This is a genomic window from Herbaspirillum sp. 1130 (genome assembly GCF_017833835.1).
Classification (GTDB): Bacteria; Pseudomonadota; Gammaproteobacteria; order Burkholderiales; family Burkholderiaceae_D; genus Herbaspirillum; species Herbaspirillum huttiense.
This window is the reverse complement of record NZ_JAFICQ010000007.1, coordinates 258,916-272,607: the sequence shown is the minus strand read 5'-3', so window position 1 is coordinate 272,607 and position 13,692 is coordinate 258,916. Positions and strand designations below refer to the sequence as shown.

The 13,692-nt window shown below is 63.4% G+C and carries 12 protein-coding genes and 1 pseudogene; 2 read left to right on the top strand and 11 right to left on the bottom strand.

Annotated features, from left to right (window positions below):
- The 4 genes and pseudogenes from JOD78_RS26850 to JOD78_RS26835 form a co-directional block, all read right to left on the bottom strand.
- Positions 1–92, bottom strand: a pseudogene (locus JOD78_RS26850) (branched-chain amino acid ABC transporter permease); the annotation flags it as partial.
- A 132-nt stretch (positions 93–224) separates the two neighbouring features.
- Entirely contained in the window at positions 225–1,163 is a 939-nt protein-coding gene (locus tag JOD78_RS26845; protein ID WP_121037782.1) for a delta(1)-pyrroline-2-carboxylate reductase family protein, read from the bottom strand.
- A gap of 18 nt (positions 1,164–1,181) precedes the next feature.
- Complete coding sequence (gene lhpH, locus JOD78_RS26840; protein ID WP_204726235.1) at positions 1,182–2,192, bottom strand: trans-3-hydroxy-L-proline dehydratase; 1,011 nt, start codon at positions 2,190–2,192, stop codon at positions 1,182–1,184.
- Between the two features lie 205 nt (positions 2,193–2,397).
- Positions 2,398–3,534 carry a branched-chain amino acid ABC transporter substrate-binding protein gene (locus JOD78_RS26835; RefSeq protein WP_121037777.1) on the bottom strand — a complete coding sequence of 379 codons (1,137 nt, stop codon included), beginning with the start codon at positions 3,532–3,534 and terminating at the stop codon, positions 2,398–2,400.
- Positions 3,535–3,913: 379 nt separating this feature from the next.
- Here JOD78_RS26835 and JOD78_RS26830 point away from each other — a divergent pair, with 379 nt between their 5' ends.
- Complete coding sequence (locus JOD78_RS26830; protein ID WP_008334229.1) at positions 3,914–4,378, top strand: Lrp/AsnC ligand binding domain-containing protein; 465 nt, start codon at positions 3,914–3,916, stop codon at positions 4,376–4,378.
- Here JOD78_RS26830 and JOD78_RS26825 read toward each other — a convergent pair.
- Positions 4,368–5,372: an AraC family transcriptional regulator gene (locus JOD78_RS26825; RefSeq protein ID WP_245202313.1), complete on the bottom strand. Its 1,005-nt coding sequence runs from the start codon at positions 5,370–5,372 to the stop codon at positions 4,368–4,370. The two genes, JOD78_RS26830 and JOD78_RS26825, sit on opposite strands and share 11 nt — an antisense overlap.
- Before the next feature lie 152 nt (positions 5,373–5,524).
- Here JOD78_RS26825 and JOD78_RS26820 point away from each other — a divergent pair, with 152 nt between their 5' ends.
- A complete protein-coding gene (locus tag JOD78_RS26820) occupies positions 5,525–6,058 on the top strand; it encodes a carboxymuconolactone decarboxylase family protein (RefSeq protein ID WP_034340480.1) in 534 nt (177 codons plus the stop codon).
- A gap of 180 nt (positions 6,059–6,238) precedes the next feature.
- Here the strand turns inward: JOD78_RS26820 and JOD78_RS26815 are convergent, their stop codons facing one another.
- The 6 genes from JOD78_RS26815 to JOD78_RS26790 all read right to left on the bottom strand — a co-directional run bounded on the left by JOD78_RS26815 (position 6,239) and on the right by JOD78_RS26790 (position 13,580).
- Positions 6,239–8,278 carry a TonB-dependent receptor gene (locus tag JOD78_RS26815; RefSeq protein ID WP_134134513.1) on the bottom strand — a complete coding sequence of 680 codons (2,040 nt, stop codon included), beginning with the start codon at positions 8,276–8,278 and terminating at the stop codon, positions 6,239–6,241.
- A gap of 185 nt (positions 8,279–8,463) precedes the next feature.
- Entirely contained in the window at positions 8,464–8,865 is a 402-nt protein-coding gene (locus JOD78_RS26810) for a hypothetical protein (RefSeq protein ID WP_121037766.1), read from the bottom strand.
- Between the two features lie 80 nt (positions 8,866–8,945).
- Entirely contained in the window at positions 8,946–9,431 is a 486-nt protein-coding gene (dksA, locus tag JOD78_RS26805) for an RNA polymerase-binding protein DksA (RefSeq protein ID WP_182993485.1), read from the bottom strand.
- A gap of 430 nt (positions 9,432–9,861) precedes the next feature.
- A complete protein-coding gene (locus JOD78_RS26800; protein ID WP_204726237.1) occupies positions 9,862–10,617 on the bottom strand; it encodes a HesA/MoeB/ThiF family protein in 756 nt (251 codons plus the stop codon).
- An 83-nt stretch (positions 10,618–10,700) separates the two neighbouring features.
- On the bottom strand, positions 10,701–12,197 hold the full coding sequence (locus tag JOD78_RS26795; RefSeq protein WP_039789587.1) for a S41 family peptidase: 1,497 nt from the start codon (positions 12,195–12,197) through the stop codon (positions 10,701–10,703).
- Between the two features lie 3 nt (positions 12,198–12,200).
- Positions 12,201–13,580: a peptidoglycan DD-metalloendopeptidase family protein gene (locus JOD78_RS26790; RefSeq protein WP_209569972.1), complete on the bottom strand. Its 1,380-nt coding sequence runs from the start codon at positions 13,578–13,580 to the stop codon at positions 12,201–12,203.
- Positions 13,581–13,692 lie beyond the last annotated feature (112 nt).

The window sequence follows — 13,692 nt, the reverse complement described above, 5'->3', positions numbered from 1 at the left end:
ACCCCGTACACCATGGTGTAGCCCAGGGCGATCAGTGCGTACATGCTGCCTAGCACCAATCCGTTGATGATCTGCTGGATGAAAATGTCCATGAAACGGTGTCTCCTTCAGGAGGATGATTGTTGTGAAACGTCAGGAAACTGCAAGGAAACCGCAAACGCACGGGCGTTCGCTAAAAAAGCGTAAATTATTTATCAAATTAAGCGCGCATGCACGCGCAATTTTCATATCCCCAGTGTGGTGCGCATCACGCGCGCTGCCGCCAGGTCCCACGCGGCCTGGCCCACGGTCTTGAACACCGGCAGCGCCCCCGCGCTGTCGAGCGTGTTCACCGCCGTCTTGCCGGCCAGCACATCGCCGATGCCGACCACCCCCGCCCAGTCCACCTTGGCCTGGATCAGGTCGCCTGCTTCGTGATGCGCGCCGGCGAGGTCATCGACCACGATACGGCGTGCATGCAGCAGGCTGGCCGGGAACTCCACCATGTCCGGCTTGAAGGCACCGACGCCGATGGCCAGCGTATCGGCCGCGATCTGTTCGGGAATCACGGCCACGCGTGAAGTGGTCAAGGCAATCACCACATCGGTGCGCGGCAAATCCTGTTGCAACATCTGTGCCGGGAGCGGACTGGCCACCACTTGCGGATGGCGTTCGCTGATGGCCTGGCAGAAAGCCTGGGTACGCGCGAGGTCACGCGCGGCCACCCAGAACTGACGGACACCAAACACTTCCGCCAGCGCATCGGCATGCGCCGCCGCCTGCGCGCCGGTACCGATCAACAGCGCCGATTGCGGCGTGCGCGGCAACAGCGTGCGAATGCCCAGCAGACTCATGGCTGCGGTGCGGCGCGCCGTGACGGTCGGGCCATCCATCAAGGCCAGGCGTCGTCCGGTATCGGTTTCGAAGGCAATCACCTCACCCTGGATCGCCGGCAGCTGATGGCGCGCATTGTCGCCATGCACGGTGATGAGCTTGGTCACCGAGAGATCCTCGGCAATGGCCGGCATGCCCAGCAGGACGCTGTTGGCATCAATGGGAACGACCTGGCGTTCCGGGGCGCGAATCGCACCGCTGGCCAGTTCCTGCGCGGCGCGTGCGAGGGCATCGACCAGCGCGGAATACGGCAGTGCCTGCGCGGTCTGGAGGGAATCGAGGATGTGCATGGGAATCCTGTGGGGAAGTCAGCGCAGGAAGAAACCGGTCGGGAAGGGATCGGACTCTTCCAGCACCCACTGGTTGGTACTCATGATGTGGGCATAGCCGCTCACTTCGGTGAGCGCGCCATCGAAGTCACCCACCTTGGTCGCAGCAGTCACGCGCACGCCGAAGTTGCTGCCGACGATGCTGCCGTTGACGTAGTGCTGGTTCAGCGCCAATTGTCCGCGCAGGAACAGTTGGGCCGCGCGGCCCGAGGTACCGGTGCCGGTGGGCGAGCGGTCCACTTCGCGGTCGGCGAAGATGCAGACGTTGGACTGGTCCGCGCCGGGGAAATTGGGTTCGCTGTCAATGATGGTGCCGTACAGCGTATTGAGGCCCGGCTCCAGCGGATGCGCGATGGCGACCTTGGCCATGACGGCGGCCTTGGTCTCGGCACCCAGCTGGATCAGCTGGCGCACCAGTTCAGGCTTGACGGTGAGGCCGGCCTGCGCCGCGTTGATGTAGTAGTAGAAGGCACCACCGAAGACGATGTCACCGGTGATCTTGCCAAACCCGGACGTCTCGACTTCGACGTCGCGGCGATAAATGAAGGCGGGCACGTTGTTGAAGCTGACCTTGCCGGCGCGCACGCCATCCCACTCGACGAAGGCTTCGATGAAGCCGGCCGGGGCATCAAAGCAGATGCGCGTCCGCGGCTGGGTACGTTCAACGTAGCCCATCTCGACCAACACCTTGCCGAGGGCGATGATGCCGTGGCCGCACATGTCGCTGTAGCCTTCGTTGTGGATGAAGATGACGCCGAAGTCGGCGCCGGCCGTGACCGGGGGCAGCAGGTAGGCACCATACATGTCGGCATGGCCGCGCGGCTCGTTCATCAGGAAGCGGCGCAGGTCGTCGCGATGTTCGCGCAGCCAGGCGCGCTGTTCCAGGATGGTGCCGGCCGGGATCTTGGGCAGGCCCGAGACAACGATGCGCAGCGGTTCGCCGCCGGTGTGGGCATCGATGGTCTGGACGGTACGGGTATAGCTGAGCATGGTCTTCCTTCCGGGTATGCTGCGGGTCCGCCTGGGCAGAGGGTAACACTGCGGACCGGACATGGGCCCTGCAAGCGGGTACGGCAAGCCGCTCCCGGCCGGTCGGAACCGGCGGGAAGCGGGACACTGCAATGTGGAGCTGGGATCAGGGCCTGGCGCGCCACCCGCGACTGCGGGCGGCAGGATCAGGCCGGGAAAGGACCGATCAGTAGCTGGTCAGGGGAACCGGCAGACCATCCTTGAAGCGATAGACGGTCACGGGCGATTGCTTCAGGTCGTGGTTGGCGTCGAAGTCGTACTGGCCGGCCACGCCCTTGTAGCTGATCTTGGCCATGGCCGGACCGAAGGCTTTCGGATCGACCGAGTTGGCCTGCTTCATGGCTTGCGCGATCAGCATCATGCCATCGTAGAAGGAAACTGCATAGGTTTCAGCAGGACGGCTGTACTTCTTCTGGTAGTCGTCAGCGAAGACCTTGCCATCCTTGGCCTTGTCCAGCATGGTGCCGCCCTGGGTGCAGTAGACGGTTTCACCGATGGCATCGCCACCCAGGCGACCCATTTCCGGCGAACAGATGCCGTCGCCGCCCATCAGGGGTACGTCAATGCCCAGCTGCTTCATCTGGCGCTTGATCGGGCCGCCTTGGGGAGCGTAGCCGCCCAGGAACACGGCGTCGGGCTTCTTGCCCTTGATGGAGGTCAGGATGGCGGTGAAGTCGGTAGCCTTGTCGTTGGTGAAGTCCTTGCTGATGACTTCGATGCCGTTGGCCTTGGCGACCTTGGCGAATTCCTCGGCCAGGCCCTGGCCGTAGGCGGTGCGGTCATCGATGACGGCCACGCGCTTGAGTTTCAGTTCCTTGGCTGCATACAGGGCCATCTTGCCGCCCAGCTGGCTGTCGCTGGCAGCCACGCGGAACAGGGTGGCAAAACCTTGCTGGGTGATCTTGGGGTTGGAGGCCACGGTGGCCACCACGATGCCGGCATCGTTGTAGACGCGCGAAGCAGGAATGGTCACGCCCGAGTTGTAGGGACCGACGATGGCCTTGACGCCCTGGTCAGCCAGCTTCTGTGCCACCGCCACGCCTTGCTTGGGGTCGGCCTGGTCATCTTCGGCCAGGACTTCGAACTTGATCTTCTTGCCACCCACGGTGATGGGTTGCGCATTCAGACGCTCGACGGCCATCATCAGGCCGCCCTGGTTGTCCTTGCCGGCCGATGCCTGGGGACCGGTCAACGGGCTGGAGAAACCGATCTTGACGACCTGGGTTTCCTGCGCCATGGCGAAAGCAGGGATCAGCGCCAGCGAGGCGGCGATGATGTTGAGTCCGGAGACGCGCTTGAACATGGGGTGTTTCCTCTCTTCTAGAAAGTCAGACTGCGGTGGGTGATTGCATTGAAAACGCCGGAAAAGCAGGATTTGCGCCATCCCCCGCCTCGTGGGCAGGAGCGGTGCATTCCGTTGATGCCGGGCCGACCGCGTCAGGCCGGTTTTCACCGCCGCGCGCAGGCTGGACCTGGCAAACAAAACTCGTCAAATCTGTTGTCGAGATACTGCTGTGATCCGCGCAGAAACGAGGTGAACTTCGCTTCATGCCCGCATTACGTTATGTTTTTTATGAGGGAGGATTCTATTGACTCTTCCTTGATATTAGGCGCGCTTATTCCCCTTATAATCGGAATAAAATTTTCTCTATATATTTTTAACTGAATAAAGTTCAGAAACCATGGCCGGACTCGACAAGATCAGCAAGAAAATTCTGGCGGAGCTGCAAAACGACGGCCGCATCAGCAACGTCGACCTCGCCGCTCGCGTGAACCTGTCGCCGGCCGCTTGCCTGGAGCGGGTTCGCAAACTGCAGGAAGCCGGCTATATCCTGGGTTATGCGGCGCAGTTGAATCCGGAATTGCTGGATGTCTCCCTGCTGGTCTTCATCGAAGTGGTGCTGGACCGCACCACGCCGGATGTCTTTGCCGAATTCAAGAAGAGCGTGCAGAGCATCCCCGAGATCATGGAATGCCACATGGTGGCCGGTGGCTTCGATTACCTGGTCAAGTCGCGGGTCAAGGACATGAACGCCTATCGTGAATTCCTGGGCAAGTCGCTGCTGCAGTTGAAGGGCGTGCGCGAGACGCATACCTATGCGGTGATGGAAGAAGTGAAGAACACCATCCGCCTGCCTATCCGCTGATCCCCACGGCATCCACGGAATCGTTCCCCGCCACAGCCTGTCCCTGCTCCAGCCTGCCCCTGCGCCGGTACGCCCCCGGCCCCATTCCGCTGAACTTCTTGAATACCCGGTTGAACGCTGCTTCGGACTGATAGCCCACAGTTTCGCCGATCTGTGCCGTGCCCATTTTGCTGTAGCTCAATAGCTGCGCGGCACGCGCCATGCGCAATTGCTGCAGGAGTTCGCCTGGCGTAGTGGCGCCGACCTCCTGGAAGCGCCGCACGAAGGTCGCGCGCGACATGTGGCACAACGCTGCCAGCCGAGGCAGCGTCCAGTCCTGCTGCGGGGCCTCCAGCATGGCCTGCATCGCAGGTTGCAGGCCGGGATGGGCCAGCAGCGCCAGCAAGCCCGGCTGCGGTCCGCCCTGAGCCAGCCAGGCGCGCAGGGCCAGTCCGAACAGCGCCGCCGCCAACCCGGCCACCACCGCCTGGGCGCCGGCGCGCAATTCTCCGCGGCCATCGGCGCCCCCGCACTCGTTGCGCAGCAGGGTGGCCAAGGTGTGCAGACCATCCCCTTGCGGCAGCTGCTGGCCCCGTACCAGCAAGACTTCCGGCAGCGCCTGCATCAAGGCGTTGGAGTGCGGGGCATCGAAATGGAACTGCCCGCAGAGGAAATCCGACAGGGGCTGCGCGCCGCCGCCATCCTCATCATTCACATTCAGTTGCACCGGCGCTGCAGTCACGCCCGGGCGCGCCGCAATGGCTTCGCCGACAGGCGCGATGAAGAGATCATGCGCTGCGCCACGGGTGAGCACCACCAGGTCGCCAGCCTCCAGCAGCACAGGCTCGCCCGCCGCCAGGCGCAGCTGCGCCCGGCCCTCCAGGATGAAGTGATACGGCGCCACGCCCGCTGGCAAGGCCGCATGCGGCAGGTTCCAAGGCTGGCCGAAACGGCAGCGGATATCCAGCGCGGCACGCACCGGATGCAGGGAAAGGAGGCGGCTGAGGGCATCCATCATTTTCCTTGATTGAGCTTTTTGAGCAATTTTATGTCATTTTCAGGCATTCATAATTCCAATCTGTAAGCCTACAGTACGTCCATGCGCAACACGGACCAGCGGCAATCCTGCCCCGGCCAAGGCGCTGACCTTCACCAAGGAGAAATATCATGCCCCGTTTGAACACTGCCCCCATCAGCGAAGCCAGCGGCCAGGCCGCCCAACTGTTTGCCGCCATCAAGTCTGCAGTCGGCATGGTGCCCAATGCCTACGCCGGCATCGGCAGCCTGAGCCCGGTAGCGCTGGAGTCGGCCCTGCACCTGGATGGCGCCCTGCGCAAGAGCAGCCTGTCGGCCAAGGAAATCGAAGCCATCAAGCTGGCCGTGAGCGAACAGTCCGGTTGCGATTACTGCCTGGCCGCCCACGCGCTCATGGGCAAGAAGGCCGGCCTCTCCGCCCAGGCCATCGACGGTGTGCGCCATGACCGCCCCTCGGGCGATGACCGCCTGGATGTGCTGGCCGACTTCGCGCGCCGCCTGGTCGCTACCCGTGGCACCGTTCCCGCCGATGTGGTCGAACGCGTGCGGGCCGTCTACAGCGATGCCCAGATCGTCGATACGCTGCTGGCCGTCACTGCAATTACCTTCACCAATCTGTTCAATCGTGTGAACGATACTGTTCTGGATTTCCCGCCGGCACCGTAATCGGCCAGTAAAAAATCCGGAAAATTGACTCATTGCTTCATACGCGCCATACAGGCGAAAAAAAGCCCGGCAGCCTCCTTGCGGAGACGGCCGGGCAAGCTGCGCTGGCGGGAGGCGCAGTCTCCCGCCGGCACCCGGTGACGCCGCTGCCCGGGGCAGCTGGCGTTTCATTCATATCGGTCAAAAGGCGGTGCGTACCCCCACGATGAAGTTGCGGCCACCCAGCGGTACCGTTTCGCGTAACACCGACGTGGACAAACGGATGTCCTGGTTCAGCAGGTTGCGGGCCAGTGCGAACCAGGTCAGCTTCACGCCGTTGAGACGCTGGGTATAGGACAGGTTGGCGTCCAGCTGGGTGTAGGACGGGGTTTCGTAGGTTTCGAAGGACGCCAGGCGATCCTGCTTCTGCGCGCGCAAGACCTTCACGCCGCTGGCCCAGGGACCGGTCTTGTAGCCCAGCTCGATGCCGTAGCGGGTGGACGGCTGCAGGGGCAGGTTGCCGAGATTGTCGAGCGTGCCGCGCGAGGTATCGGCAAAGACCCGGCCGGAAACGCCTTCGCCGTTCCAGTTGTACGTGACCTCGGCTTCCACGCCGCGGATGGTGGCATCTCCCTGCGACCAGAAGCGCTGGGTGAATTCGCCATTGGGATCGGCCGCGCCAGTATCGTCCACCTGGCCGTTGGTACGGCCGTAGATGTAGTTGTTGACCTTGTTGCGGAACACATTGCCCTTCCAGCGCACCAGTCCTTCGGTCTTCTGCAGGCTCAACTCGATGTTGTGTGAAGTTTCCTTCTTCAGCTGGTTGTCGCCGATGTCGTAGGTGGAGGTCGATTCATGCGGGCCGTTGGAGTACAGCTCTTCCACCGTCGGTGCGCGCTGAGCGAAGGAATAGGTCAGGCCCAGGCCATAACCGGGCTGGAAGGTCCACAGACCGCCGGTAGACCAGGAGATCAGGCTGAAATCGCGTCCCGGCAGGCCGCTGCCGCTGTCCGGTCGGCGGCTCACGCTCTCGGCGCGCAGGCCGGCACTGGCCAGTACCTGGCCGAACTGCCGCTCTTCCACCAGGAAGCCGGCAAACGAGGTCGAACGCGTGGGCGGAGTCAGCTCGGAGACCCCGGTATCGGGCGTGAGGGCCGAGTAGTTGCTTTGCTCGGTCTGCACGCCGAAAGTGCCGTGCCAGCCGGCCAGCGGTGCGTGCGTCAGTTCCCAGCGGGTCTGCAGGGCGCGGTTGGAGAAGACCGTGTTGGGCGTGCCATCCTCCGCCTTCTCGATGTGGGTGTAATCGGTGTATCCCATGCGGAAGCGGAATTTCTCGATGCCGGCGAAGGGATGATTGACGACGGTATCGAGGTCGTAGCGGTTCTGGTGCAGGTCGATGAAGGATTTTTCATCGGTCGGAATCCCGTAGTGATCGTCCAGGGTCGCCACCGACAGGCCGACGTAACCCCAGTTGGTCACATAGGAAATGCCGCCACCCAGGCTGGTCTCGTGGGTGAAGGAATTGGGCAGGCGGCCCGATGCGCTGCTGCTGTCGCCCTGACGGGCGTTACCGGGGATCTTGTAATTGTCGGTATCGCGGTAGTTGCCGTCCAGGTGCAGGCCGATCTGGCCGGCCGAGGTATCCAGCGAGAAGGACGTGTTCTTTTCGCCATCGACGGTACCATAGCGGCCTTCGACGGTGCCGGTGGGCTTGCCGACCAGCTCGGTGGGGATACGGTCATTGACCACGTTGACCAGGCCGCCGATGGCACCCGAGCCATACAGCAGCGCGGCCGGACCGCGCAGGATTTCGATCTGGCGGGCGGTAGCGGCTTCGGTGGCGACCGCATGGTCGTTGGAGACGGTGGAGACGTCGGAGACGCCCATGCCGTTCTGCAGGATCATCACGCGCGGACCTTCCATACCGCGGATGATGGGACGCGAAGCGCCGGCACCGAAGGCGCTGGCGGACACGCCCAGTTCACCCGAAAGGGTGTCGCCCAGCGAGTTGCCGAGCTTGTTGCGCAGTTCGTCCCCGGCGATGACCTTGGCGGGCGTGAGGACTTGTACATCCTCCTGAGAGGCGAAGGGGGTGGCAGTGACGACGATGGGTTGCAGCGCCGGTTGGGCAGCGGTTGCAGGGGTCGCGGTGGTGTCAGCCGTCTGGGCCGAAGCCGAAGCGGACCAGGCCGCCAGAGCCGAGAAGACGGCCGAGGCGATGCGTTGGCGTTGAAGAGCCATGTGAATTCCTTGTTATGCGCGAAGCGCCGCCCGCCTTGTCGTGAGGGTGGATGGGGCGGCGCGGATACACCGGCCGTCGGCACGCGATCGCACGCAGCGGCGGCGTCAGGACGACGCCGCGCCACGCACGGATGCGCGAGCGACAACCGGTAACCAGTAATGCGGGTCTTGCAGGGAGAAGGAATTCAGCGCGGCGGGGCGCGCGAGGAGAAATGGCAGTTCAGCGGCGCGTCCCAGGATGCGAAGGCCAGCCACAAGGCCAGCACGCGCACCGGCGGCAGCAACGGAAGGGGAGGAAAATCGACATGCACACCCGCCGACAAGGCGGCGGCGTCATAGGCCACGCAGGAGTGGTGCAGGCCATGGGCGTGGTGGTGATGGGCATCATGCCCGTCGGCGGCAGCGAGTTCGGCGTGCGCCTCCTCGCCCTCGTCGAACAGGGCTTCGCTGATCAGCGAATGGACCGTCCCCGGTGCCCAGCCGGCGTGCGCAATACCGTGCACGAAACCCAGCATCTGCGCGAACAGCAGCGACATCGCCAGCAGGGCGATGACGGTGGAGCTTCGCAGGGCGCGCAGACGGTGCATGAGGCGGGACCAGGTTGGAAACGACAGCGGCACTGCGCCTGCGCACCGCATGGCGCAGGCGTCATCGTGCGAGGCGAGTATCAGTCGCCGTAGAGTTTCTGCTTCAGTTCGCGGCGTTGCTGGGCTTCCAGCGACAGGGTCGCGGTCGGACGCGCCAGCAGGCGCGGGATACCGATCGGTTCGCCCGTTTCTTCACACCAGCCGTACTCGCCGTTGTCGATGGAGACGATGGATTGCTGCACCTTCTTGAGCAGCTTGCGCTCGCGGTCGCGGGTGCGCAGTTCCAGCGCGTGTTCTTCCTCGATGGTGGCGCGGTCAGCCGGGTCCGGCACCAGCACGGTTTCGCGCAGGTGTTCGGTGGTTTCATCCGCGTTCTTGAGCAGATCCTTTTCCAGCTGCTGGAGACGGGCCTTGAAGAAAGCAAGCTGCGCTTCGTTCATGTAGTCCTTCTCGTCCATCTTGAGGATTTGTTCCTCGGTCAGCAACTGCGCTGCAGGGGTAGTTTTGGGAGTCTTGGTTGCCACTTCGCTTACTTTCAATACTACGGGTTTTTCAACTATATCCATTCCCGGCTGATGCACGGCTGCCGGAACAGGTCGCTTGTGAATCCACTTCCCTTGCCGCGTTGGCACCTCTTCGATTGACGTTGACGCGATCAGTGCGCAGGTCCGGGCCGTCAGGACCGGGGCGCGCTGCCAATGGCGTACGCTTTTTCGCGGTCAAGGATTGTACACCAACGATTCCGTATGCCAAGCCTTTGGCGCGGCGGCCCGCTGGCCATCTCCTCGGGCGGCGTTCCGGTTCATGGAGCGGTTCATGACTTCCCCTGTGACGGGCTAGGCGGGGCGGGCTGATCGCGCTTGTGAATTGTCGTCGTTCGGAACATCAGCCTGGCGCATGCTGCATGCTATTTGCATTGCAACATCCATCCGTGTTTATACCAGAAGAACGGGGGCCGATGGAAGCGACGATGCGTGCCATCCACAGCGCCCGCGTCTATCCGTGCCGCCGGGCACACACCGGGCACTGGCGGTCGCGGCCGATGCCGATGCGGGTCCATTCCATCTCGCGCGCATCCAGGATCAGGAGGCGTCCCGCCAGCGAGCGGCCGATACCGGCCACCAGCTTGATGGCCTCGGCCGCCTGCATGGTGCCGATGATGCCGACCAGAGGCGAAAACACGCCCATGGTGGAACATTGCACCTCCTCGAACTCGCGCTCGGGCGGGAACAGGCAGGCATAGCAGGGGCTGGCCTCCTGGCGCGGGTCGAAAACGCTGATCTGGCCATCAAAGCGGATCGCTGCCCCCGACACCAGCGGCACCCCGGCTGCCACGCAGGCGCGGTTGACCGCATGGCGGGTGGCGAAGTTGTCGCTGCAGTCCAGCACCACATCGGCCGCCGCTACCAGCGCCTGCAGGCGCTCGCCTTCCACCCGCTCGGCCAGCGCCGTGACCTGCACGCCGGGGTTGATCTGCTGCAAGGCTTCGCGCCCGGACGCCACCTTGGGCTGGCCCACGCGCGCGGTGGTATGCATGATCTGGCGCTGCAGGTTGGTCAGATCGACGGTGTCGTGATCCACCAGGGTGATGTGGCCCACCCCGGCCGACGCCAGGTACATGGCCGCCGGCGAGCCCAGGCCGCCGGCACCGATGACCAGCGCATGGCCTTGCAGCAGGCGGGTCTGGCCTTCGATGTCGATCTCGTCGAGCAGGATGTGGCGCGAGTAGCGCAGCAGCTGTTGGTCATCCATCGTCATATCCGACACGGTTGAGATGAAAAAAAGGGCCGCTGGCAAGTGCTAGCGGCCCGATGTGCCTGCCCGCAGGCGGCGTATTACTTGGTGGTGTCGATCTTCTCGGCGGGCGCCTTGTTGTCCTTGCGCTCGTCCTTCACCGGGGTGTCGTTCTTGCCTTCTTCATTGCGCACTTCCGGCTTGGCGTTGGAAACCTTCACCGGCAGGCCCTTCAACTGGTTCAGGGCCTGGGTCAGCTGGAAGTCGTCCTTGCTGCCGAAGTCGAGCGGCTTGCGCTTCTTCTCGGCGGCAATCAGGCGCTCTTCGGACTGCTCATCCATGGCCTTCGCCTTGACCTCGGCGGACTTGTCGGTGTCGTTGGTCAGGTGCTTGGAGAGATCGGCTTCACGCAGGCGCAGGCCGTTCAGGCCGTCGCCATCGGGGTACTCGTCCACCATGATGTCCGGCACGATGCCGCGCGCCTGGATGGAACGGCCCTTGGGCGTGTAGTAACGGGCGGTGGTCAGCTTGACGGCGGTGTTCTTCTCCGGCGGCAGCGCGATCACCGATTGCACCGAGCCCTTGCCGAAGGACTGCGTACCCATGATGGTGGCGCGCTTGTAATCCTGCAGGGCACCGGCCACGATTTCGGAAGCCGAGGCCGAGCCGCTGTTGATCAGGACCACCATCGGCACCTTCTTGATGGCATCCGGCAGGCGCGACAGCGGATCCGACAGGGGATTGGCGGCGTAATACTCGCGCTTGGCGTAAAAGGTCTGCTTGGAGCTCGGCAGCTGGCCATTGGTGGAGACCACCACCGAATCCTTGGGCAGGAAAGCCGCCGCCACGCCGATGGCGCCCGGCAGCACGCCGCCCGGGTCATTGCGCAGGTCCAGCACGATGCCCTTCAGGTTGGGTTCCTGGGCGTAGATGGCGGCCAGCTTCTTGGACATGTCGTCCACCGTCGGCTCCTGGAACTGGGTCACGCGCAGCCAGGCGTATCCGGGTTCGACCACCTTGGACTTGACGCTCTGCACGCGGATCTCCTGACGAGTGATGGTCAGGATGATGGGCTTGTCTTCTTCCTTGCGGGCGATGGTCAGGGTGATCTTGGTGTTGGGTTCGCCGCGCATCTTCTTGACGGCTTCATCCAGGGTCAGGCCCTTGACCGGGGTGCTGTCCAGGCGGGTGATCAGGTCACCGGCCTTGATCCCGGCGCGGAAGGCCGGTGAATCCTCGATGGGGGAGATGACCTTGACGTAGCCATCTTCCATGCCGACCTCGATGCCCAGGCCCACGAACTTGCCCATGGTCCCTTCGCGCAGCTCCTTGTAGGCCTTCTTGTCCAGATAGGCGGAGTGCGGGTCGAGCGAAGCGACCATGCCGGAAATGGCTTCGGTCAGCAGCTTCTTGTCATCGACCTGCTCGACATAATCTGACTTGATGAGACCGAACACGTCGGCCATCTGGCGCAGCTCCTCCAGGGGCAGCGACGCCGTTGCATTCTTTTGCGCGATGGCGTCGAACTGAATCATCGCAGTGGCACCTGCCACCATGCCCAACCCGATCAAACCGATATTCTTGAGTTTGCTGCCCATGTGTCACCTAGAAGTTACCCACCCCTGTGGGTCGAATGCGCGGCCTTGATACCGCATTTCAAAGTATAAACCCGATTGCTCATTGCCGCCGCTGTTGCCTGCAGTGGCAATGGTTTCCCCGGTCTTGACCAGGTCACCGGCGCGTTTCAATACCGACTGGTTGTTGCCGTAAATCGTCATGTACTGGTTGCCGTGATCGACGATGATCAGGTTGCCGAAACCGCGCAACCAGTCCGCGAAGACCACGCGTCCTGCTGCCACTGCCCGCACTTCCGCGCCTTCCTGGGCGCGCAGGAACAGGCCCCGGCTGGTCGGTCCGTCGCCGCGGCGGCTACCGAATTTCGATACCAGCTCGCCCCTGACCGGCAGATGCAATTGTCCGCGCAGGCTGGCAAAGGGCTTGCCGAAATTGTCCGCCTGCGGCTCGGGCAGCGTGTCGTTGCGTCCCAAGAAAGCCTGTTGCGGCGGTTCGTCATCATCGATGGCGTCGGCCGGATCGGGCATCTTCGGCGCCGGCTTGCCTTCCTTGGCGGCCTTGGCCGCTTCGGCGGCGCGCTTCTCGGCGCGGGCACGCTGTTCAGCCAGACGCTTCTCGCGTTCGGCCTTGGCTTTGGCCAATTGTTCCTGGCGACGTTTCTCGCGAGCTTCGGCTTCGGCCTTTTTCTGCTGCTCGATAATCTGCGCCAGCTTGTCCACCAGACTGGAGAGGCGCTGCTGATCCTGCTCGATGCGGCCGGCTTCCTGGCGCTGGGCATTGAGTTTGGTGGAAAGCTGCGAAAGCAAGGTCTGGCGGCGGCCCTTCTCGCGTTCCAGTACCTTCTTCTGTTCCTGTTCTTCCTGGGCGATTTCATCCAGTTCGAACTTGGCATTCTGGGTGTCGGCCTTGTTGGCGCGGATCGCCTGCTGGTTGGCACGCAGGGTTTCAATCAGTTTGGCCTGGGCTTGCGAGACATAGCCCATGTACTGCAGCTCGCGATTGATGCGATTGGGATTGTCGCCGGAGAGCAGCAGCTTGATGCGGTCCTCGTTGCCGGCCACGTATTGCTCGCGCAGCAGCTTGGACAGCTGCGCCTGCTGGGCGTTGACCAGCGCGGTCAGTTCGTTCAACTGCTTGACCAGCTGCGCCAGGCGCGCTTCGGTGGCCTGCTGCTCCTGCGCCAGATCGCGCAGCGAACGATTGGCTTTGGAGATCGCCTGTTCGGAAGCGGCCAGGGCGTCGGCGGCATTGTCCTTGGCAGTCTCGGTCTGGTCGATATCGCGCTTGAGCGTAGTCAGGCGCTGTTGCAGGTCGGCCTGTTCCTTCTCGGCGGCCTGCTTCTGCCGGGTCCGCTCGGTGATCGGCTGGGCCTGCACCGCGGCACACAGCAGCAGACCGCAAGCCATCGTCGCCAGCAAGCGAAAGGCTCCCCGCGGCGCGCCCGACAGGAGGGCGGAGCGCGCCGGTGGAATGCACTTTCCGGAAAGGGACGCCGCCTGTGCGGCGGGCGTCTTGCTG

Bases quoted from the DNA above. Each gene is read 5' to 3' on its own strand.
- JOD78_RS26845 (WP_121037782.1), bottom strand. From the start codon at position 1,163: ATGCACATCCTCGATTCCCTCCAGACCGCGCAGGCACTGCCGTATTCC.
- lhpH (WP_204726235.1), bottom strand. From the start codon at position 2,192: ATGCTCAGCTATACCCGTACCGTCCAGACCATCGATGCCCACACCGGC.
- JOD78_RS26835 (WP_121037777.1), bottom strand. From the start codon at position 3,534: ATGTTCAAGCGCGTCTCCGGACTCAACATCATCGCCGCCTCGCTGGCG.
- JOD78_RS26830 (WP_008334229.1), top strand. From the start codon at position 3,914: ATGGCCGGACTCGACAAGATCAGCAAGAAAATTCTGGCGGAGCTGCAA.
- JOD78_RS26825 (WP_245202313.1), bottom strand. From the start codon at position 5,372: ATGGATGCCCTCAGCCGCCTCCTTTCCCTGCATCCGGTGCGTGCCGCG.
- JOD78_RS26820 (WP_034340480.1), top strand. From the start codon at position 5,525: ATGCCCCGTTTGAACACTGCCCCCATCAGCGAAGCCAGCGGCCAGGCC.
- JOD78_RS26815 (WP_134134513.1), bottom strand. From the start codon at position 8,278: ATGGCTCTTCAACGCCAACGCATCGCCTCGGCCGTCTTCTCGGCTCTG.
- JOD78_RS26810 (WP_121037766.1), bottom strand. From the start codon at position 8,865: ATGCACCGTCTGCGCGCCCTGCGAAGCTCCACCGTCATCGCCCTGCTG.
- dksA (WP_182993485.1), bottom strand. From the start codon at position 9,431: ATGGATATAGTTGAAAAACCCGTAGTATTGAAAGTAAGCGAAGTGGCA.
- JOD78_RS26800 (WP_204726237.1), bottom strand. From the start codon at position 10,617: ATGGATGACCAACAGCTGCTGCGCTACTCGCGCCACATCCTGCTCGAC.
- JOD78_RS26795 (WP_039789587.1), bottom strand. From the start codon at position 12,197: ATGGGCAGCAAACTCAAGAATATCGGTTTGATCGGGTTGGGCATGGTG.
- JOD78_RS26790 (WP_209569972.1), bottom strand. From the start codon at position 13,580: ATGGCTTGCGGTCTGCTGCTGTGTGCCGCGGTGCAGGCCCAGCCGATC.